The sequence below is a fragment of the Candidatus Hydrogenedentota bacterium genome (genome assembly GCA_016791475.1).
Taxonomy (GTDB): Bacteria; Hydrogenedentota; Hydrogenedentia; order Hydrogenedentales; family JAEUWI01; genus JAEUWI01.
Map to the genome: position 1 here is coordinate 18745 of JAEUWI010000061.1, position 22974 is coordinate 41718.

General features: G+C 59.4%; 14 protein-coding genes. 5 read left to right on the top strand and 9 right to left on the bottom strand.

Features of this window, described 5'->3' with window-relative positions:
• Window positions 1–43: 43 nt before the first annotated feature.
• From JNK74_23795 to JNK74_23810, 4 genes are all read right to left on the bottom strand, one after another.
• Window positions 44–820, bottom strand: coding sequence for an HIRAN domain-containing protein (locus JNK74_23795; GenBank protein ID MBL7649213.1), 777 nt, complete (start codon window positions 818–820; stop codon window positions 44–46).
• On the bottom strand, window positions 817–1704 hold the full coding sequence (locus JNK74_23800; GenBank protein ID MBL7649214.1) for a HipA domain-containing protein: 888 nt from the start codon (window positions 1702–1704) through the stop codon (window positions 817–819). The genes JNK74_23795 and JNK74_23800 overlap by 4 nt, the downstream gene beginning before the upstream one ends.
• Window positions 1705–1768: 64 nt before the next feature.
• A complete protein-coding gene (locus tag JNK74_23805; GenBank protein ID MBL7649215.1) occupies window positions 1769–3577 on the bottom strand; it encodes an ATP-binding protein in 1809 nt (602 codons plus the stop codon).
• A gap of 10 nt (window positions 3578–3587) precedes the next feature.
• Window positions 3588–4421, bottom strand: coding sequence for a hypothetical protein (locus tag JNK74_23810; GenBank protein MBL7649216.1), 834 nt, complete (start codon window positions 4419–4421; stop codon window positions 3588–3590).
• 741 nt (window positions 4422–5162) lie between these two features.
• On the opposite strand from JNK74_23810, the gene JNK74_23815 reads away from it, so the two are divergent.
• Window positions 5163–6764 (top strand): von Willebrand factor type A domain-containing protein, encoded by a 1602-nt coding sequence (locus JNK74_23815; protein ID MBL7649217.1) that lies wholly within the window; start codon window positions 5163–5165, stop codon window positions 6762–6764.
• A 131-nt stretch (window positions 6765–6895) separates the two neighbouring features.
• On the opposite strand, the gene JNK74_23820 is transcribed toward JNK74_23815, so the two are convergent.
• From JNK74_23820 to JNK74_23830, 3 genes are all read right to left on the bottom strand, one after another.
• The gene (locus JNK74_23820; protein ID MBL7649218.1) at window positions 6896–7861 is read right to left on the bottom strand and encodes a PmoA family protein; all 966 of its coding nucleotides are present in this window, start codon (window positions 7859–7861) and stop codon (window positions 6896–6898) included.
• A gap of 51 nt (window positions 7862–7912) precedes the next feature.
• Window positions 7913–9487, bottom strand: a complete 1575-nt coding sequence (locus JNK74_23825) for an aldehyde dehydrogenase family protein (protein MBL7649219.1) — start codon at window positions 9485–9487, stop codon at window positions 7913–7915.
• Window positions 9488–9665: 178 nt separating this feature from the next.
• Window positions 9666–11231, bottom strand: coding sequence for a hypothetical protein (locus JNK74_23830; protein ID MBL7649220.1), 1566 nt, complete (start codon window positions 11229–11231; stop codon window positions 9666–9668).
• A 246-nt stretch (window positions 11232–11477) separates the two neighbouring features.
• Here JNK74_23830 and JNK74_23835 point away from each other — a divergent pair, with 246 nt between their 5' ends.
• From JNK74_23835 to JNK74_23845, 3 genes are all read left to right on the top strand, one after another.
• Window positions 11478–12026 carry a DUF2058 domain-containing protein gene (locus JNK74_23835; GenBank protein ID MBL7649221.1) on the top strand — a complete coding sequence of 183 codons (549 nt, stop codon included), beginning with the start codon at window positions 11478–11480 and terminating at the stop codon, window positions 12024–12026.
• A gap of 87 nt (window positions 12027–12113) precedes the next feature.
• Window positions 12114–13262: an SPFH domain-containing protein gene (locus JNK74_23840; protein MBL7649222.1), complete on the top strand. Its 1149-nt coding sequence runs from the start codon at window positions 12114–12116 to the stop codon at window positions 13260–13262.
• Window positions 13259–14296: a prohibitin family protein gene (locus JNK74_23845; protein MBL7649223.1), complete on the top strand. Its 1038-nt coding sequence runs from the start codon at window positions 13259–13261 to the stop codon at window positions 14294–14296. Before JNK74_23840 ends, JNK74_23845 begins: the two co-directional genes overlap by 4 nt.
• 120 nt (window positions 14297–14416) lie before the next feature.
• On the opposite strand, the gene JNK74_23850 is transcribed toward JNK74_23845, so the two are convergent.
• Both JNK74_23850 and JNK74_23855 read right to left on the bottom strand, forming a co-directional pair.
• Entirely contained in the window at window positions 14417–16054 is a 1638-nt protein-coding gene (locus JNK74_23850) for a ribonuclease H-like domain-containing protein (GenBank protein ID MBL7649224.1), read from the bottom strand.
• Complete coding sequence (locus JNK74_23855; protein MBL7649225.1) at window positions 16051–18351, bottom strand: DEAD/DEAH box helicase; 2301 nt, start codon at window positions 18349–18351, stop codon at window positions 16051–16053. The genes JNK74_23850 and JNK74_23855 overlap by 4 nt, the downstream gene beginning before the upstream one ends.
• Window positions 18352–18440: 89 nt before the next feature.
• On the opposite strand from JNK74_23855, the gene JNK74_23860 reads away from it, so the two are divergent.
• On the top strand, window positions 18441–22974 hold a 4534-nt coding region (locus JNK74_23860; protein MBL7649226.1), incomplete at its 3' end, for a leucine-rich repeat domain-containing protein.

The following is a 22974-nucleotide window of genomic DNA, read 5'->3' on the forward strand; positions in this document are numbered from 1 at the left end:
CCGGGACGCCGATCGAAGATGACGCGTCTGTCGCATCTGGGCGCTACGTACTCACCACTTCACCGGATACAAATTGGAATGCTGCCGTGTCGAAGGGCTTGAAGTTTTCCGGCCAGCGGGCTGTCAGTTCGCAACGGTATCGGAACTGTAGCGGGGCGTCGGCGTTCACTTGGGCCAACACGACTTCCGCTTGCGGGTCTTGGTGTAAAATTGTGAAGAAATCGAGACAAAGGAATCTCGGGCAGTAGCCGACAAGCATTGAAGGATGTTCAGTCCACAGGGTCAATGCATCGGAATCGTGATCATTGTTCGGATCTGGCTTTAACTGCAATCTTGTTCGCAATCGTTGCGCATCAATAGCTTTTTGCGCGGATTCGGGAAGATGGCGGACACCGTGTGCGAAGAATGACATTCGATAGTTGCCATCCACGTTTTTTGGAATTGGATAGAGTTGGATATTGTCCGTCGCACGCGCGCCGCCAGAGCGGCCGAGTTCTTGCATTGGAGATAGCTGTTCGGGCGCATCGGTTTCGCCGAGCAACCAGCGTGTGTAGGACTTGTATTCGGGGCGTGAGCGCGGCATTACGCGGTTTTGGAATAGCGGGAAGAGCTTTTCCGACCTGTAAGTGGCTTCGAGATCCGTCATTACGCCGAACGGAATAAATGTGCCCGCCTCCTTGGCGTCCACGGCTCCACGTGTGTACCGAAAATGATACAGCCCTTGTTCGAAGGACAGAAGACCGACCGGAAACCACCTGCGGGAGATCGGCTCTTGAAACACGACCACCAGTTCATCGAACTCCTCGGTGTGATGCTTCATCGCAGGGCCTCCATTCTTTTTCTATTCTCTTTCAATATGCGCAGGGCAAATGCGATTGCCACTGGGCTTATGTGACTCTCTGGAAATTCGCTGAACATCATCTCGATGTCTTCCAGTTCGAACGTCGCCAGCTGATCCAGCCAGAAGTCTACGCTTTCCGGATAGCGCTGGCGCAGTTCCCGAACGACATCCAGCGTGTACAATTTCACACCCGACGCGTCACGAAAGGGGGTTCTTGCCTTTATTACCCATGATTCTACACTAAACCCGCGATCTTTGGTGACCAGGCGACGGCGGCGTTGCTCATCCAGTAATCGGGCTCCAAGACCCGAGGCATGATCAAAGGTGGGCGAGAGATGTTTGGCATCTCGAGTCACGACAAAGCCCCAATTCTCATGGTGGCGGTCTGGATTGCCAATCCAGCAATCAAAAACGAGATATCCAATGAATACGGAAAGCGGGCTGAGCGTCGCTACGATCTGGTCGGCACCGATCGGCGGGCGGATATTGTGAGAATTTTTCAGGATGTCGCAAACTGTTGACAGTCTGTACTCGCGAGCCTCGTATTCTTCTCCAGGATCGTAGCCTGTAACAACGTGCGCCAAAACCTCATTTCCCAACTCCAGGTGTCCCTGCTCAGGTATGAAGCCGGGGGTAACGACCCCGTCCAAGTCCTTCCAGCGAGCCAGGTCGTAGTGCGCGCATGGAATGCCAATGCGCTTTGCCAGTTCACTGCTTGCCTTCTCGGCCCAGTTTTCCCCCGTACCTTTCCGGCCCGCCTTGAAAAGAAAATCTACGTCATTTTCGTCAACAAACCAGTGTTTTGTTTTTGTTCCGAGTTGCTCGGTCTGGTCGTAGCTATAAACCTCGAGGATGGGGTACATCAAATACTATCCCGTGACTTGTGTGCTGCCTGTTCCTGTCAGGTAGGCCGGGGTAATGGATTGGTTAGCGAATCCCGCGTGCTTCGAGCGTCGCGATCTCGGTTGTCCACTTCGCGCGCTCTTCATCCGTCACCTCGGGGTCCGGCAGCAGACTTCTGCGTGTGCAGTTCACCAGCGCCTGGAGGGTCTGATAGCGGCGGGTGTCTTCTATGGGCGGGGGGAGGTGGTCGCGGATGGCGGCGAGGGTGCGTTCGAGGTCGAGGGGGCCGGTGAGGCGGTGTTTGGCCTTGAGTTCGGCGCGCATGGCGGAGAAGTTGGCGGCGGCGAAACCCTTCGTGGCGGCTTCGAGGGCGGCCATGGTGGCGTCGTCGATAGCCTCGCCGAGTACGGGCTTGACCATCCAGCGGATGAATGCGGCGCGGTCTTCGCCTTCGGGATCGAGCACGGGGATGATGAGATCGCCCGCGCGTCCGGGGCGGCGGATGTCGGGGGAGAGGAGGTGAATGCGCGCGGTCATGAGGAGCCAGGTGACGCGGCCGCGCAGTTTGGTGTCGGACATCATGGCCTGGATTTTACCCGTGAGCCGACGCTCCGTGGCTTGTTCCTCGGGGCCCACGCCGCCGAACTGGGTGTCGGCTTCATCGACGAAGATGAGCACCTTTGAGAGGGCCTCCAGCACGCGGCGGAGCCGCTCGAAGAGCACGTCGGTCTGGCCGTACCACTGGCTGCGGATGTTTTTCAGCACCAAGACGGGCATATCCATCTCCGCGGCGACGGCCTCGAAGATGAAGGTCTTGCCGCTGCCGATGGCGCCGCCGACGGCCGCGCCGGAGAGGGCGTCTTCCCCGGTGGCGTTGAAACGGGGCATGAGCTCCTCGCGTAGGAAGGTCTTAAGGCGGGTAAAGCCCACCACATCGTCGAGGGAGTGGCCGGGCTTTTTGAATTCCACCATGTCCTCGCCGAGCTGACTTTCGATGTAGGCCGCGACTTTGTCGATCACTTCGGCCTGGGTGAGGGTTGTGCGCTGGTGTACCGCGCCCTTGAGCAACTGGAGCAGGGCGTGGATGGAGAGGCCGGCGGTGGCACGCGCAAGTTCGGCGTCGGAGCCCCAGAGTTGCAGCGTCATACCGTGCGCGAGCGTCGAACGATACCAATTGATGAAATGGAGGCGACAGGCTTCGTCCGGCGCGGGCACGGCCACATCGAGCAGGTGGGGTAGCCGCGCGACGCGCTGGTTGATCTGACTGCGCGATTCGGCGATGAGCACGACCGAGTCGCCGCCGTTGATGAAGCCGGGATCGGAGAACCAGTCGTGGCACACGCTCATGCGGTGGCGATCCCGATCCGATAGGTGGGCGGCTTCGCCCTCGGGCAGGATGAGATCCGCCGCTTCGATGAGGATGATCAGGTTCGCCTCCAGCGGGGCCTTGCCGCCGGGCGCGCCGCGCGAACATAGGCACAACTGGCGGAGGAATTCGAGCGCCACAGTGGGCTGGCCTACGGCCTGCTGCAATTGCTGATCGAAATCGCGCTGGAGGAGGGCGGACTGTGCGTCGGTACTTGCCGGGGCGAGCATGCGTTTGATGGCGAGGTCGTCGCTGCCGAGACCCGTGCGCCACTTCAGCCAGGCCTCGCGCACGACGGCCAGATCGTCGCTATTGACAAAGCGAATGGGTCCGTTCAATTCGTAGACGAGGAGGATGTGCCTGGGGATGCGCCAATGCCGGATCAGGAAATCGATCAGTGGGACGTAGCCATCTTCGGGCGTGTGGAAGAGATCGTGGATGTTGCCCGTCAGCGAAATGGAGCGAGACTGGCCGGAGTTGAGTATCCGGCCAGCTTGTCGCAGAAATTCATGGGCGGGTGCGTCCATTGGGGCCGGGCTATTCCGGCAAACCGGGCAGGCGATCCGCTTGCTTAATTTCGTCGGTGGTGACGTTTTTCTCGGCATCGCCCGCGAGGCCGATGAGGGCGTCGAACTCGTTGCTATTTTCCGACTGGCGTGCGTAGGCGAGGAATTCCTCTTCGAGCACTTTGGTGTTCGTGCCCGAGAGTTCCTTGGAGATTCGCGCTTCCGCCTTCACTTCATTGCGAAGCTTGCGCAATTCCTGGAGGTCCGCTTCGCTGCCATCTTTGGAAAGGCCCGCGAGGGCGTCGGAAATCTCCTTTTCCTCCTTCGCGGAGATGACGTCGGCCACGGCGTCCTTGGACTCCGCTTTGATCTTCTCGATCTCGCGCATCAGCCCCTGCATTTGCAGTTTGTGCTCTTTGATGCGTTCGCCGTAATCGCTGATGTCTTTTTCCAATTCCTCGACGTGGGCGTTTTTTTCGGTGAGCGTGGAATTGAAGTCGTTGTAGGCCGCGAGGCACTTCATGTATTCGGCGTCGTTGCGGATGAGGTCCTCCCCGGCACCACTGCTTTTAAGTTCCTCCACCTTCTTTTTCGCCTTAGCCAGCGCGCCCGCCTTCAGTTGCTCCAGTCGCCGGATCTCCTCCGTGAGGGTCTTCGCCGTTTGGATCTTGCCCTCCTGCTGGGCGATCAGGCCCGCCACCGCCTGTTTGTACTGGTGGAAGCGGGTGGTCTTGTCCCGCACGACATCGTCATAGCGCGCCGCCACGGCGTGGGGGTTGGTGTCCAGGCCGCGCCGCGAGGCGTCCAGGTTGCCCGAAAGAAAAAAGCCCACCGAGCGGAACCAGCGTCCGATTGCTCCAAACATGCGATTCATTCCTCCTGCTTTGGCCGGGTTGTGGCCTGTTTCTGAGTATGCTTGCCAGTGTAGCATGCCCCCGGACAAAAGCGTAGTCCGCGCTCCCTGTGCCTGGAGTACCCGCGTGGGGGGTGAAATATTCGCACCCGGCGACTGTTTAGGCAGCCGAGGCCGAAACCAAAAGCTGAACCTCAAATTTACGCAGATTGTCGCAAACTAATTGGGACGGAGATGGAGGGGATTTGAACCGCGAATGAACGCGAATGAACGCGAATATCCAGTTGTCGTCGTCGCCTGCGAAGGGCCTAATGCGCAGAGAATCGGGCGTGTCTGTTTTCGTGAAATTCCGTGGCCTTCCGTGGTCGATATAGTGCAAATTTTTGGCGAAATAAAGTAGCCGTGCTGCCGCGCTCCATCCAAGATTTCTATAACAAGAGAGTCGCCGTCCAATGGGACGCGGACATTCTTGTCTGCGAAATCCGCAGGATTGGCATGCTCAGGCAGGAATGCCTGAGTCCCATTTTTGGCGGATATCCTAGCCTTGGCTTCACTCGGCTAAAGTGTTACGAAATATTCTAGTCGTGTCTAAGAGCACCACGACGCCGATTCGCGGGAACCTTTCGTAGGCGGCGCGGCATTCAATTCTCAGCGAACAGGTTCGCAGTGTGGCGTTTGTGCAGGGTAGTTCAGCATTTCACCGAGGGAAATTCCATGTCTAAACACTATCCCTATGCCTATTCGTTGGGGGCGATGTTGCTCCTGGCTTCCGTGCTTGCTCAGGGCTGTGCGACCACGAGGAAGGACAAGCCGGTGGACCAGGCGATGGACGCGAGCGCGCCCGCGCCTGTGAGTGCACCCCAACCAGCGGCGAGCACGGCGGCGGACGGGTTGCCCAACGTGGAACTCGAAAGGCTCTTGTTTGAAGGGGACGCGCCACCCGAAAGGTCGGCGGAGTCCTATGCCAGCGTGGCGGAGAGTGGGTTTCACACGGTGGCGCAGGCACCACTGTCCACCTTCTCCATCGATGTGGATACAGCGTCCTATGCGAATATTCGCCGCTTCATCAACGATGGACAACGTCCGCCGCGCGATGCGGTGCGCATTGAGGAGATGCTGAATTACTTCGATTACGACTACCCCGCGCCGGTGGGGGATGCGCCTTTTGCAACGCTTACGGAAGTGGCGACCTGTCCGTGGAAGCCGGAGCATTATCTGGCGCGCATCGGCATCAAGGGCCGGGAGGTGGGCGCGGCGGCGAGGCCCGCGGCGAATCTGGTCTTTCTCATCGACGTTTCCGGCTCCATGGATACGCCCGACAAGCTGCCGCTGGTGCAGCAGTCGCTCACGATGTTGGCGGAGCAACTGGAAGCACGGGATCGGATCGCGATGGTGGTCTATGCCGGCGCTACAGGCCTGGCGCTGCCCTCGACGCGCGGGGACCGAAAGGCCTCGATTATGAAAGCGTTGAACGAACTGCGCGGTGGCGGTTCGACCAACGGCGGCGCGGGGATTCAATTGGCTTACCGCACGGCGCAGGAGAACTTCATCACGGGGGGAATCAACCGGGTGATTCTGGCGACCGACGGTGACTTCAACGTGGGCGTCACCTCGCGGGAGGAATTGCTCGGGCTGATAGAGCAGAAGCGCAACGAGGACGTTTCTCTCACCGTGCTCGGCTTCGGCACGGGCAATCTGAAGGACAGCACGCTGGAGATGCTCGCGGACAAGGGCAACGGCGCCTACGCCTATATCGACAGCCAGAAAGAGGGCCGTAAGGTGCTGGTGGAGCAGCTTTCGGGCACCCTTCAGACCATCGCGAAAGACGTGAAGATTCAGGTGGAGTTCAACCCCGCGAAGGTTTCGTCTTATCGTCTCGTGGGTTACGAGAATCGCGTGCTGGCGGCGGAGGACTTCAAGGACGACAAGAAAGACGCGGGCGAGATCGGGGCGGGGCACACGGTCACGGCGCTCTATGAGATTGTGCCCGCCGGGGTGAAGGCCGTGGAAGAGCTGCGCTATCAGCAGGATACGGTTGTGATTGTCCCGCCTTCGGGGATTGTGGCGGACGAGCTCTTCAATTTGAAGTTGCGCTACAAGGCCCCGGAGGGCGACACGAGCGCGCTGCTGGAATTTCCCTACAACAAAGGCACGGAATCCTTTGAGGCCATGTCCGGCGACTTCAAGTTTGCGTCGGCCGTGGCGGGTTTCGGAATGTTGCTGCGCGATTCGGAGCATAAGGGCAGCGTGGATCGTGCGAAGGTGTTGGCGTGGGCGAAGGAGGGTCTCGGGCGGGACGAGGGCGGTTATTGCGCGGAGTTTGTGGGGCTGGTGAAGAAGGCAACGCAGGAATAAAACGGGCTGTCGGCAGACAGGAAAAAAAGATCGGTCGGATCTATCGGATCCGACCGATCTGACTGATCTGACCGATCTGACCGATTTGACTGATCTGACCGATTTGACTGATCTGACCGATCGAAAAGCGGTTAGTTCCGAGCCGCTTTGCGGGCTGCCAGGTAGGCGGTATACATGGCGGGCAGGTCGGGCTCGCCTTCGGTGCTGAAAACACAAACGCCGAAGCCGATCTTGAAGGTCTTTTCCAGCGCCACCGGCGTGCTGTCGGGCTGCACGGCGTAGTCTTTCGGGCCGGTCATGGCTTTCTTGCCGAAGGGATTGGCCACGATCAGGCCGTAGTCCCGCGAGTGGAACCAGGCGTCGCGAAAGTTGTCGGGCGAGGCCATGACGTTGACACCGGCCCAGCGTTCGCCGATTTTTCCATAGCCCGCGCACCAGTTTGCGTTCTTACCCCAGGTGCCCGCTTCCTGTTCGCCCCCCGCGCTGTTGCGGATGAAGCCGCCGCCGTGCTTTACGCTCAGGGGCGTGGCCAGGCGCACACCGAAGCCCATCTCCTCTTGATCGCCGAAGGCAAAGGCCTCGTCCTCGGGCTTGAATTCGGATTCCGCCGTGATGACATAGCCGTCTTGCGTCGCGGTGATGGTATAGGCACAGGTTTCGGTGAAAAGGGTCTTGGGGTTTTCCCCTGTGGTGTCATAGGCGTTGATGACGGTGAAACTGCCGGAGCCCTTGCCGGTTTTTGGAGGGACGAGGAAGGTCAAGTGGCGCACGACGGCTTTGTTGCGCCAGAAGTCGGCACCGGCCGCGTCACCGAAGGCCAGCCAGGCGCCGGGGTGGAAGGTGGCGTGGTCGTCGTTGCCCTTGTCGGCGACGGGATCGGTGGGGTAATTGCGACTGACCTGGATGCCATCGGGTGTGGTGAGCTGGCGGAAGTATGGGCGGGGGAGGTCCGGGTCGAGCCAGACATATTCGGCAACGGAGCGGCCGTCGATGGCGATGTCGAGGTCATGTTCATGGGCCGTGAGGGTGACCATGGGCTGGGCGACGGCGGGGGCGATGAGTGCGGCGATGAAAACGATGCTCAAGTAACGGATCATGTTGGGTTCCGAGTAGGTTTATGGGTCTTATGGGTCTTGTGGGTTACGGATCTAAATTTTTGTAAATTTGTCGAGTTTCATGCCGACCAGGATGGTCTTCAGCAGGCCTTTCAGGCCGCCTTCGACGGAAGCGTCGATCAGGTCGGAGATCAGTCCGTATTTCTCTTCCGAGTACGGATACCAGATGGGTTCTTTCTTATTGCTGTTTTTGTCCACCAAGATGGACTTTACATTGGAAAAGGAGTAAAGACCGTGGGGGCCCTTGTAGCGGCCCATGCCGGAGTACTTGGTGCCGCCGAAGGGCAGGGCGGCATTGGCCAGGGTGGCCAGCACGTTGTTGACGGATACGCCGCCGGTCACGATGGCCCGGGCGACGCGATCGCCCCGATCGAGGTCGGCGGTCCACACGCTGGCGCAGAGGCCGTAGCGGCTGTCGTTCGCGAGGCGGATGGCTTCCGCCTCATCGTTGAAGCCCTGCACGGTGACCAGGGGGCCGAAGCTTTCCTCGCCATAGATCGCCATGTCGGGGGTGACATCCGTGACGAGCGTTGGGGGGAAGGCGTGGGAGCTATCCGGGCGTTTGCCGCCGCAGTGGACCTTTGCCCCTTTCGCCTCGGCGTCGGCCAGTTGTGCCTCCACTTTGGCAATCTGAAAGTCGGCCGTCATGCAGCCCATATCGAGGGACTTGTCTTGGGACGTGTCCGCGGTGCCCGGCGCGGTACGCAGCCCTTCGATGGCGGCTTTCATCTGGAGGACGAACTCGTCCTTGATGCGATTCTGCACCAGGATGCGCTCCACGGAGGTGCAGGTCTGACCGGCGTTGGTCATGGCGCCCCAGAGCGCGCCCTGGACCGCCCGGGGGATGGAGGCGTCTTCGAAGACGACCATGGGGTCCTTACCACCGAGTTCGAGTTCCACCGGGATCAAGTATTGGGCGGCCTGGGCCATGATGGCCTTGCCCGCGCCTTCGCTCCCGGTGAAGAAGACTTTGGCGGGCTGGAGGTCGATGAGGCGTTTGCCCGTCTCCTTTGCGCCATAGACGACCTGAAGGAATCCGTCGGGCAGACCGGCGGCCTGAAAGATTTCTTCCAAAAGGCCTTTCAGGGGCGTGTATTCCGAGGGTTTGAAGATGACCGGGTTGCCCGCGATTAGGGCGGTGAGTATGGGGGTCATGGAGAGGTTAAAAGGGTAATTCCACGGCGAGATAATCAGAACGGGGCCGAGGGGTTCGTAGTAGATTTTGGACTTCTTGCCCATAAGCAGCATGGGCGTGGGGGCGGACTGGTCGCGCAGGATCTTCTCGGCATTCTTCTCGTAGTACTGGATCAGGTCCAGCGACGGGAAGATCTCGGTCATCAACGCTTCGATACGCGGCTTTCCTGTTTCGTCCACAATGCGCTGGACGATGGCCTCTTTATGCTGCCAGAGGTAGGTTTTGACGCGCCCGACGAGGGCGAGCCGCTGGCCGACGCTCATGGCGCGAATTGCAGGAGCGGCGTTGCGCGCGGCGGCCATTACCCCGTCGAGCGCGCCGGCGTCGGGCTCCTCCACGCGGTAGAGTACCGCGCCCGTTCGGGGATTGACGACATCAAAGGCACTATCCTGGGACACCGGATTTACAGCCATGAGGGAAATCTCCTGCGGGTCGCTGTTGTGGCGCGTCGCGGCCTGGCGTCGCGTCCTGGGGGAAATCGTCAACAAGAAAATTCGCGCCACCTTCCCTACTGCCTGGCGGGGCGGCGCGTCTGACGTTCAGACTAACGGGATTGTGGCGCGAATTCAATTCCTGCTTCGGGGCGCGAGATTACTCCGGTTCCCAGTAGTACCGCGCGATGGCCTGGGCCACGTCGGGCACGGTTCCCACGACCACATCCACCTTGCGGTTGGTAAAGCGTTCGACGTCCTCTATTGCGAGGAGGTCCATGGGGTTGGTGACCGCCAGCACCATGGTCTTTGGCGTGGCCGAAATGGGGATACAGTTGTGCTGGGAGGCCAGACGCTGGTTGATCAGCGCGGCGGCCTCGGGATCGACCGTGTCTTCGGCGATCCGGATGTAATCCACACCGCACTGGCTTGCTCGGGCCTGGGCAATGGCCTCTTCGGAGGCGAAGCCCAGTTCGCCGAGGAGGGCGCCCAGATGCTGCTGGGGGTTGCTTTTCTGTACTTCCAGGGCTTTTTCGAGCTGCTCTTCGGTGATCACCCCGGCGTCCAGCAGGATCTGCCCGATTACCCGCTTCGGCCCGTGGGTCCACTTCTGGGCGGAGCGCTGAATCCGGAGTAATTCATCTTCCGGCGAACGAGAAACCTGGGGCTCCACATAGGCCACGGCCTCCGCGGGCTCCAGATCGTAGCCGCCGTCCATGATTCGCCGTCCGTCCTCGAGAATTCCCAATTGCGCGCGCAGGCGCTCGTTTTCTTCTTCCAGCCGCTCGGTCTCCTGAATGGCCTCGGCCAGTTGCTGTGCGAGGACCGACTTTTTCGCGTGCTCCCGCGCTTCCGCAAGCTCTTTCTCCAGCGCGCTCACCTGCGCGGCGGTCTCGGTCACCTGCTGGCGCAGCGCCAGGGCGGCATCCGAACTCAAACCTTCCCGATAGCGCTCCTTGAGCGTTTCGAGTTCGCGCTGCACGGCCAGCAGTTCGGTCTTGAGACCTTCCTGGGTCGCTTCGGCGTGCTGCTGGATTGACTTGAGGCGCTCAAACTCCGCGCTGACCCGATTCTGCTCTTCCTGCGCTTCATCCAGCGCGGCCTGAGCATCTTGAAGCAGGCCGTCTTTCTGCGCGATCTCCGCCTGAAGCCCCGCCATCCGCGATTGCAGTTCGGCGAGCTCCGCCTGAAGCCGGGATGCGTCGTCCGACTGCCCGAGCTGCGCCTCTTCATTCGCGGCGAGGCGCTCCCGCGTGGCGGCGCCCTCGGTCCGGGCTTCTTCCAGCTCCTGATTCAGGGTAGCCAGACTCCTGCGCGCTTCGTCCAGGGAAGAGGTGGCCGCCGCAAGTTCTTCCCGGAGGCCCTCCATCTCCGAGTTGCTTCCCTCGGTGGCAGTCAGTTGTTCAACCAGGGCAAGGCGTTCGCGCTCCGCCGCCGAAAGGGCTTCGGTCAACTCCTGGATACGGGATTCAAAGCTTCCCTGGCCGGAAACGCTCTCTTCGAGGCTCTTCTTCAAATAGTTCAATTGTCCGTGGGCCGATTGTTCCAGGGATTCCAGCGAGTCCGACTCGGCCTTGGCGGACTCGGAGAGGCTCTGTATCGTGGCCATCAGGCCTGCGAGTTGTTCGAAGCGCGCTTTGTGTCGTTGGCGCAATTGCTTGAATTCGGTCTCCAGTGCCGATTCCGGCCCATCGTCCCCAGCGCGTTCCACAGTGTTGTCGTCCATCGATTGCCTTCCTTACGACGCTGAAAAATCTCACACGTCTCCCTGGGTGAAGTTTAAACACTTCACCCGAGCCTGTCAAGGTGCGAATATCCCGCAAACCACGCAGTTCTTGGGGCCCTTGAAGTGTACGAAGAAAGGGGCCTCATTCTTGATTCCATTGTGAGAAAGGACGCATAGTGCGGGGGAGCAGACTTCGTGGTATCGTGTGTGGTTTCGGCTGCATACAAAAGCAAAGTTAAGAGACGCATGAACGACCTTTTTCGAGAACAATTGTTGAAAGCCGGGCTGGCCACCAAGAAGCAAGCCAAAGCCGCGGCCCACGAAGAGAATATCGCCCGCCGCCAGCGCAGAAAAGAAGCGGATGGCGATGAAGCGTCGCCTACGCCGGAGCAACTGGCGGCCCAGAAGGCCATTGAGGAAAAGCGCGAGCGTGATCGCCAGCTCAACCTGGAGCGGGAAGCCGAGCAGAAGGCCCAGGCGCTCCACGCGCAATCGGATGACCTGATCAGGCAACACGCGTTGCAAAACACGAAGGGTCCCGTGGACTATAAGTTTGCCGATGAGGGCAAGGTGAAAAGTCTGTCCGTTTCGCGGGAGACTCAGATCCAACTGCGCGACGGCGCCACTGGAATCGTGTGGGGCGCGGGCGGTTACCACCTCGTGCCCCGCGCGATCGCGGAGAAGATCGAAGAGCGCACACCGGCCCGACTGGTGCTTTTGAATAATGCTCCGGATTCCCTCGCACCGGATGATCCCTACGCGGAGTATCCGGTGCCGGATGATCTTATGTGGTAGGAAGGCCATTCATCGCGTGAATAAAATCCGGTTCAGGGCGGTAGAGGTCGTGTAAATCCCAACTTACCAACGAAGGGTATTTAAACCATGGCACGAAAACCGGAATTTGTGGGCGGTGCTGAAGGTGGCCCGCCACGGGGAACGGGAGGGCGTCGAGCGGGCAGACTCGCCGGACTGTCCATCATTATTCCCTTGATCGCCGCGGTCGTAATCTTAGCCTACAACATGTGCTTTGAATATGTGCGGCCGAACGAATTCGGCATCAAGGTCGTCAAGATAGGCGTGCACAAGGGCGTTCAGGAAAAAATCTACGAACCGGGCCTGGCCTTCCGCATTCCCTTTGGCGTTCAGGAGGTCTACACCCTGCCGCGCAACTCTCAGGTGCTCGAGATGACGAACCGCGATAGCGCGGAGCGCGACGGCATTTATACGGATCGTGAAGCAAAGATTCAGACCTCCGACGGCTTTTTCGTGGATGTGGACGCCACGATTCTGTATCGGATAGACGACCCCTACAAGGTGTTTAAGAAGCTCGGGCCGGAGGACAACTACCTTCAGCTCGGCCTGCTGCCCAAGGCCGAGGCGGTGCTCAAAGAGGCTCTGGGTCAGTTGACGACGGAGGAGTTTTACGATTCCAGCCTTCGCGTGGAAAAGGCCGATCTGGCGGAACAGATCTTGAACGAGAAATTGAAGGACGAGGGGCTCGTCGTGGAGCACGTGCTGGTGCGGTATTTCCGCTACAGCGAGGCCATTCAAGACAACATCGAGGCCAAGAAACTACAGGACCAGTTGGTGTTCACCAACGAATCCAAGGGCCGCGCCGCCGAGCAGAATCAGGTGCTCCAGCGTGCGATGGCCGAAGGTGAATACCTTGTGAAGGTTAAGGAAGCCGAGGGGGACGCCTACCGCGTGGAAAAGGAGGCGGAGCGGGACCTGTACGTGCGCAAGAAAGAGGCGGAGGCCGACCTGCTGGTGGCCACGGCGGAGGCCCAGGGCGTGGAGTTGAAAAACCAGGCCATGCAGGCCCTTGGCGCGGACGCGATGGTGGCCATCAAGATGGCGGATATCCTTAAGGGGCTGGACGTTATCCTGCTGCCCGCGGGCGGAGAACAGGGGATGAACCCGTTGGATCTGAATGGGGTGCTGAAAACGTTTGGTGTGACGGAAAGTGCGGGCTCGGGAAAAAATGTGCCCGACGCGCCAGTCGCCCCCGCAACTACGGAGCCAGTACAATGAGAAAGCGCAACGCGGCCCTTGCCGCGCTCTTCACCGGATGCACCCTGTTCGCCAGCGGCTGCATGCCCTACAGCACCGGTGCCACCGAAGTCGGTGTGCGCACGGTCACCTGGTCGCCCTTCGGGGGCAAAGGGGTCCAGAAGGAACCTTACGGCCCCGGCTCGACCTATTTCTTTGTGCCCTTTTTCACCGACTGGCACACCTTCGATACGCGCATTCAGAAGCTGGTGATGGCGGGCGATCCGAACGCCAGCAACATCGGCGATCAGGACGATCTGAAATTTAAGACCGTGGATGGCAACGATATCAGCCTCGACGTGATCATCTCCTATCACATCAATCCGGAGGAGGCCGCGCATATTCTTCAACGGGTGGGTACCGACGATGATCAGGTGCGGGACAATATCGTGCGCACGATTGCGCGGAGCAAGCCCCGGGATATTTTCGGGGAACTCACCACGGAGAACTTTTACGAGGCGGCTCAGCGCAGTGCGAAGGCCCTGGTGGTGAAGGACAAATTGAACGAGATGCTGAAAGCCTACGGCGTGGTGGTCACAGAAGTGTTGCTTCAGGACTACAACTTCTCGCCCGCCTACCAGCAGGCCATTGAAGACAAGAAAGTGGCGGATCAGGAAGCGGAGAAGCTGCGATCGGAAACCAACGCGCGCCGCGAGGAATTCGTCACCCTGGTGAAGGAGGCCGAGGCTACCATTGCCAAGGTGAAGGCCACGGCCGATGGCGAGTATCAGAAGGCCGTGATTCAGGCCGACGCCTACTATCTCCAGCAGGAGCGTATCGCCGAGGCAACGCTGGCCGAGGCCCAGGCGGAGGCGGAGGGTATCCGCAAGCTGAACGAGGCGTTGTCCGGCTCGGGCAGTGCGGAGGTGGTGAAACTGGCCATTGCAGAGGCGCTCGCGGACAAGAAGATTGTCATGGTGCCCATGGGCAGTGGCGGATTGGATGTTCGCTCCATGGATATCAATCAGTTTCTCGGCATGTACGGCGCCAAGGCGATCGCGGAGAAGAAGGAATAACGCTGGCTGTGGACAGAGTGGACTCTAGTGGACTGGGTGGACAGTGAATAGTTTGAGATCAGGTCTAAGTTCTACTGCGTCCATTCGCCGCGGCGAATCCACTTTGTCCACAGCGCACACCTAGAACTCCAGTTCACCCCCGCGCCGCCCCAGTTTCTTCTCGATGCGCTCCAGGCGATGGCGAAAGGTCCGCGCTTCGCTTCGCTCCAGGCCCGCGGTGCCTTCGCGCGTTGCGTAGTGCGTGAGGGCCTCGCGGCAGAGGCGTGCGGCGGCGATGAGGTCACGTGTGCGGTGTTCGTGGTGTTTCGCCAGCTCGTGGCTTGCTTCGGGATCGCCGGGGAAGGCATCGAGCACTTCCTCCCAGGCCCGCTGCATCTCTTCCCAGCGCTCGCGGCGTTTACAGGCCAGGGCGAGCATTTCCAGACACTCCCGGCGCAGCGCGGCGCTTTCCGTTTCTTCCAGAAAAAGCCGGGCGTGCTCGATCACGTCGTCGTAGTGCTTCTGCCGAAAATGGATCCGCACCACGGAGAGCTTGTCCTCCAGGTGGGCAAAGCCCTGGCCGCCCGGGGAGTCGAGGCACTGGGACATCCACGCCGTGAGGGAGACCAGAGAGAGAATGTCCATTTCGTGGTGGTGCAGGACACCCTCAAGGGGGCGCGCGTCGCGCTCTTCGAGGTAGCGAAACCAGAGCTGGGGTATGAGATAGCCCGGCACGTCGCCCTCGCGGAAGATGGACAGAATCTCGCGCTCCACATTGCCCAGGCTGCAATCCTTCAGGCGCTGTTTCCAGAAGCGTCGCGCGGCATGGACCAGATCGAGGTGGAGGATGCCGTCGCCGCGAAAGGGGATGCGACTCTGGATGAAGCGCGTGCGCAGCAGGGGCAGATCGAAGCTCTTTCCGTTGTAGCTCACGAGCGTGTCGTGCCGATCAAATAGCTCCGCGAGATAATGCAGCATGGGCTCTTCATCATCGAAATCGCGCATGATGCACTGGTCCAGACGGAAGGCGCCCTCAATGAAATAGCCCACGCCCACGAGAAATGCAACCGTGCCCGTGCCGCCCATGAGTCCCGTGGTCTCCGTGTCCACGAAGCAGGCCGTGCGCGGATCGAAGTCTTCCAGCTCCGGGTCGCAGGCGGAGAACGCAATATGTTTTGATTTGCTCTGGAGTGCCGCGCCCAGTTCCACGATTCCCTGGCGGTAGTCCAGGGGATAGTCGTGGCGGATGAGATAGAATCCACTTTCGGCATCGCCGATGATTTCGCCGGGGATGTGATTTTCCAGCATGTAGGTGCCCGCGTCGCGCTCTTCCTGGGTGATGCAGGGGGCGCGGTCGTATTCCGTGTCAAACGCATGGTGAGGGGAGACACCCAGGCGATCGGTGAGGCCGCGAAGGCGATTTACATTGCTCTGGGGCAGGGCGCGCTCTTCGCGGGGCAACGTGCGGCGCTGCGGGGAGGTGGTGCCCAGTTCGCGCTGAAGCGCGGCGCCGGTTTTCAGGCCGTGGGCTTTCAGGAGGTCGGCGAGTTTGCCGTTGGGGGGTGGAGGTGACGTCGCGACTTCGGACGGATACGACGGATAGGACCGATTTGATTGATCGAGAAAGTCGAAGTCCTCAGCCACATCGGTCGTATCCGTCGTATCCGTCCTATGGCTAGCCTCAATCTTGGGAGGTTTCACCGCGCGCTTTAGATCCGCCCCGGTGCCCAGGCCGGTCATGGCTTTGAGCGCGTCGAGCTTCTTTTTCATGTCGCTCATGCAATCACCTCGGGCTTCTTAACGAGCGTCCCCAGGGCCATCTTGACCAGACCCAGCGCGCCGTTCTTGCCGTGCTGGCCCGTTTCCAGAACGCTCCCCACGCAGCTTGGGCATCCCTCCGCGCAGGGGCAATCCGAGAGGAGCGAGGCGGCGGCCTCCAGCATGCGTTTGTGGTGGTAAAAAAGTTTTTCGCTGAGCCCGACGCCGCCGGGGTAGCGTTCGTAGAGATAGACCGTGGGTAATTCACCGACGGGGGAGCGCAGCATGGCCTGGGCCAGGATATCACTCGGGTCGCACAGCACCTGCACTGGGGCCACCTGCTTCAGGGCGTTGGCGAGCGCATTCAGGGCCTCGCCCAATTCTTCTTTCGCCAATCCGAAGCGTTCCGCCGTGTCCTGGGGAAACTCGATCCAGTAGCCCGTGGTGTGCATGGTCTGCTCGGGCAGGTGGATCTCGCCCCAGCCCACATTTTCGTGGGTGCCAAATTTTATCTTCTTGTAAATCGTCGGCAGCCAGGTGACGCTCAGTTCGCCGCAACAGCGCTCCACGTCGTGCTCCGGCTTGCTCTCGAAGACATCGAGCACCTTCAGGTCCACTTTCATTTCGGCATCGGTGTAGTAGTCCACCTCCACGGGACGCGCATAGGCCTTGCGGTCCTCCAGATCGAGTTCGTCGATGGTGTACTGCTGGCTCTGGTGAAGGTAGATGGCGTTCTGATAGACCTCCACGTGGGCCGCGAAAAAGTCCACCTCGCCGATGACCCGACCGTTGTCCGAGGTGTCCAGGATCACCACATTCCCCGGCGCGGCCGTGCGCAGGCTGATGTCGGAGGCGGGATAGGTGTCCGCGCTCCAGTGCCACTTGTTGCGCACCTTGCGCAGCACCCGGTTGTCCACCAGATAGTCCAGAATTTCGCCCGTGGACGTGGCATCAACCCCGAAGGCTTCCCCCTCCACAAAGGGAATCTCGAAGGCCGCGCACTTCAGGTGGCTCGTCAACACGATAAGATTGTTTGGATCCACTGTGGCGCTTTCCGGTGGCTGGTCGAAGAAATACTCCGGGTGGCCAATGATGTACTGGTCGATGGGCGCGCTCGTGGCAATGAGCACCACCAGGGCCACGGTATTGCGGCGACCCGCGCGGCCCGCCTGCTGCCAGGTGCTCGCGACGCTGCCGGCGTAGCCTGTCATGATGCAGACGTCCAGCGCGCCGATGTCGATGCCCAGCTCCAACGCGTTGGTGCTTACCACGGTCATCACCTCGCCGTTGCGGATGCCCTGCTCGATCTCGCGGCGCTCCGTGGGCAGGTAGCCCCCGCGATAGCCCCGCACGAGATGGTGGCTCTTACCCATTTTTCGCACGGCGTCCTTCAGGTAGGTCGTCAGAATCTCCACTCGCAGGCGGCTCCGGGCAAACACGATGGACTGGATGTTTTTCGACAATAGCGAGGCGGCGAGGCGGCTTGCCTCCTTCACCGAGGACTTGCGGATGCCCAGTTCGCGGTTGACCACGGGCGGATTGTAGAACAGGAAATGCTTCTCGCCCGCCGGAGCGCCATTGTTGTCGATGAGGTGGACCTTCTCCTCGATGATGCGCTCCGCCATCTCCTGAGGATTCGCAATCGTGGCGCTGCAGCAGATGAACTTCGGGTGGGAGCCATAGAACGCGCAGATGCGCTTCAGGCGCCGCACCACGTTGGCCAGATGGCTGCCGAAGACTCCGCGATAGTGGTGGATCTCGTCGATCACCACATACTCCAGATTCTCAAAGAGGCGGATCCAGATCGTGTGGTGGGGGAGGATGCCGGCATGGAGCATGTCCGGATTCGTCACCACAATGTGCCCCGCGCTCCGCACCGCCTTCCGCGCCGAGGCCGGCGTATCCCCGTCGAAGGTGTAGGTGCCGATCTTCACCTCCATCGCGTCGATGGTCCCCTTCAGCTCATTCATCTGATCCTGGGACAGCGCCTTCGTGGGGAAAAGGTACAAGGCCCGCGCCTGGGGATTTTCCAGGATCTTGTTCAGCACCGGCAGGTTGTAGCAAAGCGTCTTGCCCGACGCCGTCGGGGTCACCACGCACGTATGCTCCCCGGCCAGCGTCGCCGCAATCGCGTCCGCCTGGTGCGTGTACAACTGATGAATGCCCCGCTTGCGCATTCCCGCCACCAGACCGGGGTGCATCGCCTCCGGAAAAGGCGCATAGCGCGCCTCACGGGGCGGGATCGTGTGCCACTTCGTCAGGTTGCGGCAAAAATCAGCATCCGCGCGAAGGCGGTCAAGGGTCTGGGCGACGTTCATGTTCAGGCTGGCCTTGGTGTTGAAGGTATGCCTGAATATAGCATCAGTGGTGTGGGGTTGGCAAGGAATGAGAGAAACGGTTCTCGCGTATGGTACTCTTCGCCTATCACGTGTCGCAGGTTGAGGAGCGCGTTGCCGGGGTTCTACCAGGGGCGACTCGCGGTACGAAGGGAGAGGCAATGAAGGCAGTGGGAGCGAGTTGTTGCAGTGTTGGGCGCGGGGCGCGGAATCTTCTCGCGGGAATAGCCCTTGCGTGGGGAGGTTGCCTTGGCGACGTCGGGGACGCGCTCGCAGACGGCGGCAGCACGGCAACGCCGCCGATATCGAGCGTTGCCAAGGCCGATCCTGATCTGGTGGTTAATTTTCCCGATCCTCTACTGGAAGACGCAGTCAGGAACTATATTGTCGTTTTTGATCGCCCGATCAAAGTTCGCGATCTTGTGGGGCGCGGGTTCACGACCTTGCAAACCTACAATCGGCAAATTCATGATTTACGTGGATTGGAGTATTGCACCGATCTTACGGGGCTCTCTATTTCCCTCGGCAAAGGGATCGAGAGTCTTGCGCCATTGGCCTCGCTATCCCGTCTCGAGTCACTTTCGCTTTATGAACTGACTTCGGTCTACGATTTCTCTCCCCTCGCATCTTTGAGCGCGCTGAAGCGTCTCTATATTCCCGATTCGAATTTTTCAAATCTGGGGCCTCTGGCGGGATTACGCGCACTCGAAACGGTGAAATTGAATAACAATAGTATCACTGGAATTGAACCGCTTGCGTCGTTGGAGGCCTTGCGCATTCTGGACTTGAGCGACAACGCCATCTCCGATCTCACGGCGTTGTCCCGGGTGAACTCTCTCTCCTCTCTGAATATCGACGACAACGATGTAACAGACCTGATGCCGTTGTCTGGAGTTCAGTCGCTCTCCAGCCTCCACGCACGCCGCAATACCATTTCGAACATTGCTGCGCTTGCGACGCTCCCGAGATTGGCGTATCTCTATCTCGAGAATAACGTGATCGCAGATATTTCCGCCCTGTCTTCACTTTTATATCTGCGGGAGGTACATCTGGCCGATAACGAGGTGGTTCAGATTCCCTCCCTGTCCGCTGGGGCGTTGGACACCCTTAATCTGGCGGACAACGCGGTAGAGGATATCTCGGGGCTCGCTTCCATAGATTCGTTAACCGAACTCAACCTCTCCAACAACCGAGTGGAAGATATCACGCCGCTGACGGAACTTGAGAAGATTCGAATTCTAAACCTCGGAGGGAATCAGATTGCCGATCTTACACCGTTGTATGGCAAAACGTGGTTGTTCCGTATCTGGCTGAATGACAACAAACTGGAGAGCATCAATCCGATCCGGTATTCCTACCGGTTAACGTTGTTGCACCTGGAAGGTAACGACATATCCGACTTGGCACCACTTTCCAACATGGGGGACTTGGAGGAGCTCGATTTTTCCGACAATCAGGTGGAAAATATAACGACGCTGGCGAGCAAGCGGGAACTCCAAATACTTCACATGAACTCGAACCAGATTGGTTCTCTGGATCCCCTGAAAGCGCTTACGAAGTTGGACGAACTCTCCTTCGCGGGAAACCTAATCACGAACATTGAAGCGTTGTCGGCGATGTCGGGACTCTGGGCACTGAATATGGCCGACAATCAGATTTCCGATCTATCTCCACTGGAAGTGTGCAGTAACTTGCGTAGGCTGGATATCTCGGGCAACCAGATTTCCGATCTGTCGCCACTCACTTCAACCTATCTTGAAGTGTTCGCCGGGGGCCGGAATCTTATTGCCGATGTTGGCCCGATTGCGCAGTTTCGCGCGCTGCACGATTTGGATTTGTCCTGGAACGCCATGTCGGATGGCAAGGCTCTGAGCGCACTTCACAATCTGGAGACGCTCGACCTCTCCGGCAATGATTTGACCGACCTGTCGTTTTTGTATGGCGCCAAAGCGTTAACATCACTCAAAGCCACCGACAACCAAGTCGGGAGCGTCGGCGGCCTGGCTGTATCCACTGCCCTGGAAGTGGTGGAACTTAAGAATAACAACCTTTCAGACCTGGGTGCGCTTCGCGACCTACCGAACTTGCGGCGGCTTGATCTCTCATCCAATCCGATTACCGATATCCTTCCGCTGGTGGAGAACGCCGGGCTCGCCGCAGGAGATGAAGTAAACCTTGGCGATACCCCGCTGAGCGCATTGGCCCTCTGCCGGGACGTACCCGAACTGCAGCAACGTGAGGTGGAACTGCTGTTTACTGGCGCGTGCGGTGCGGACAGCGATGGGGATGACCTGTCGGATGAATTTGAAACAGGGCGAGGACTTCGGCCGGATCTGGCCGATTCGGATGGTGACGGCTTTTCCGATGTCTTGGAGTTTACCATACTGTTCACGGACCCCCTGGACCCCGACGTTCCGGGCGGAAACGATATTGCAATTCTCGGGGGCGCGTTGCGAACACTGAGGACGGCGGAAGAAGTGGCCGTTACCAGCGATCTTCTGGCGATTTACGGGGGTTCATCTCCCCTGGCGTGGTCGATTTCCGCACCGCCAGAAAAAGGGGAAGCAACCCTCGCGGTTGGCCCCTTCGGATTTCGCCTGACCTACACGCCCGACCACAACGCCTTTGGCACGGACCAGTTCACCCTGGTGGCCGCGGATGGCAATGGCGGCACCGATAGGCAAACTGTCCTGGTGGAGATTGCGCCCGTGAACGATCCACCGGTTTTTAGTCCCGTGGACTCGCTTGTATTCACCGAGGGGCATTTGAACTATCTCACGTTGCCGGTGTCCGATCCGGACGGCGATTCTTTTGATCTGTCGATCTTGAATGGACCGGCTGGGGCAAGCGTTGGCGTGGTTTACAATACATTCACAAATGCTCGCTATGGCCGGGTCAGGTGGGAGCCGAATTACGATCAGGCCGGTGTCTATCCCGTCGTTATCGTTGTGACCGAAAACACCGAGGCCGGATTGAGCGCGGAAGAATCCCTGGACCTCGTCGTGCTGAATACCAACCGCCCGCCGGCCCTGGACTCCATACCACCGCAATCACTGGTGGAAGGTCGGCAGATGGTAGTGGGGCTGAAGGCGAAAGATCCTGACGGAGACCAATTGAATTTTGATTTCGAAGATCTGCCGGAAGGTGCGGTGTTTGACAGCGCCACGCGACGGCTTTCCTGGATCCCAGGTAGTGAACAGGCCGGCCAGTACTACGTAACCGTTATGGTCACGGACGATGACGTCTCGCCGGAAATGACGGAGAAATCGTTCTGGATTTTTGTCGAAGATTCGGAGTCGCTCGGGGTTCCCCTTCATATCCCTGATCCAGGCTTGGAGTTGGCGATCCTTCAGGCGATCGGCGCGCCACTCGGACCGGGCCCTGTATATTTGAACGAAGCCGAGTCGGTTCAAGTACTAAGTGCAAAGGCAAAGGGGATATCCGATCTAACGGGACTTTCTTATCTGACTAACCTGGAAATACTCGACCTTCGAAACAATGCGATTCGCGATTTGACCCCTATCCCGCCCATGAGGCGCGGGCTGCTGATGCTCGACCACAATCTGGTGGAAGATGCATCACCCCTTGCGTTAGTGACCCGCGACGGCGAACGACCAACCATTACGCTGGGAAGCAACAGGCTCACTCCAGCGATGTTCTGCACCGTGCTTCCGGATCTTGTCGCCGCGGGCTTCGAGATCTTTCACCATCCAATCTCCTTGTACGATTATTCCACTCCACCGCGTACCTACGGCGAATACGCTCCCTTTGGCAGTTTTGAGTTGGCCTGTCAGTTTCCAGATTTGGACTATGATGCAGATGGCAGTTCCAATATTGATGAAGTCAATGAAGGAACGGACCCGAAGTCTGGCCTGGCGCTGAACCTCCTCGTGGACAGTGTGACTCCTTCACGCGTGCCCGAAGGCCAGGAAACACCGGTTCGTATCCTGGGAGTATTTCCGATTTCACGGACATTTTCGTCAGATGAGGCGAGCGCCGCATTTGAGATCACCGTCGATGGTCTGGCTGCGCCATTTCGTGCCGGAGGGGGCGCGATGACGCAAAGTGAAGCGTATGTAACGGTTCCCCCACTGGGCCTGAATGGCTTGACTTCAAGGGCCGTTGACGTAGAATTTCGTGAGTTAAATGAACCTGGCCGGATCCTCCGGGGCTCGGGAGCGCTGCGTGTCGAACAGCTACTGGCGCTCAGGCTCTCCAAGAAGGGAGAAGGTACCGTAGAGGCCGAGACTCCACGATTTGTAGATGAGACCGGTGCGCCTCGTTATTTTGCGGGAGACAAAGCGTCAGTCCGCATTATCGGGGTGCCCGGTGAGACTTATATCGACAAAATATTACTGAATGGCGCAACGAATACCCTGCCGCTCGTGTCGGAACGACTAAATGTATCCATCACGGCGAACACGTCCATCTACGTACTTTTTAAGCAGATTCCAGGGGGGAGTGGTACGGAAGGCGAGGGAGAAGGCGAAGGCGAAGGCGAAGGCGAAGGTGAGGGTGAGGGTGAGGGCGAAGGCGAAGGCGAAGGCGAAGGTGAAGGTGAAGGCGAAGGCGAAGGCGAAGGTGAAGGCGAAGGTGAGGGCGAAG

What these genes read in the sequence shown, in the direction of transcription:
- JNK74_23795 (MBL7649213.1), bottom strand. Translation starts at nt 820, where the DNA reads ATGAAGCATCACACCGAGGAGTTCGATGAACTGGTGGTCGTGTTTCAA.
- JNK74_23800 (MBL7649214.1), bottom strand. Translation starts at nt 1,704, where the DNA reads ATGTACCCCATCCTCGAGGTTTATAGCTACGACCAGACCGAGCAACTC.
- JNK74_23805 (MBL7649215.1), bottom strand. Translation starts at nt 3,577, where the DNA reads ATGGACGCACCCGCCCATGAATTTCTGCGACAAGCTGGCCGGATACTC.
- JNK74_23810 (MBL7649216.1), bottom strand. Translation starts at nt 4,421, where the DNA reads ATGTTTGGAGCAATCGGACGCTGGTTCCGCTCGGTGGGCTTTTTTCTT.
- JNK74_23815 (MBL7649217.1), top strand. Translation starts at nt 5,163, where the DNA reads ATGTTGCTCCTGGCTTCCGTGCTTGCTCAGGGCTGTGCGACCACGAGG.
- JNK74_23820 (MBL7649218.1), bottom strand. Translation starts at nt 7,861, where the DNA reads ATGATCCGTTACTTGAGCATCGTTTTCATCGCCGCACTCATCGCCCCC.
- JNK74_23825 (MBL7649219.1), bottom strand. Translation starts at nt 9,487, where the DNA reads ATGGCTGTAAATCCGGTGTCCCAGGATAGTGCCTTTGATGTCGTCAAT.
- JNK74_23830 (MBL7649220.1), bottom strand. Translation starts at nt 11,231, where the DNA reads ATGGACGACAACACTGTGGAACGCGCTGGGGACGATGGGCCGGAATCG.
- JNK74_23835 (MBL7649221.1), top strand. Translation starts at nt 11,478, where the DNA reads ATGAACGACCTTTTTCGAGAACAATTGTTGAAAGCCGGGCTGGCCACC.
- JNK74_23840 (MBL7649222.1), top strand. Translation starts at nt 12,114, where the DNA reads ATGGCACGAAAACCGGAATTTGTGGGCGGTGCTGAAGGTGGCCCGCCA.
- JNK74_23845 (MBL7649223.1), top strand. Translation starts at nt 13,259, where the DNA reads ATGAGAAAGCGCAACGCGGCCCTTGCCGCGCTCTTCACCGGATGCACC.
- JNK74_23850 (MBL7649224.1), bottom strand. Translation starts at nt 16,054, where the DNA reads ATGAGCGACATGAAAAAGAAGCTCGACGCGCTCAAAGCCATGACCGGC.
- JNK74_23855 (MBL7649225.1), bottom strand. Translation starts at nt 18,351, where the DNA reads ATGAACGTCGCCCAGACCCTTGACCGCCTTCGCGCGGATGCTGATTTT.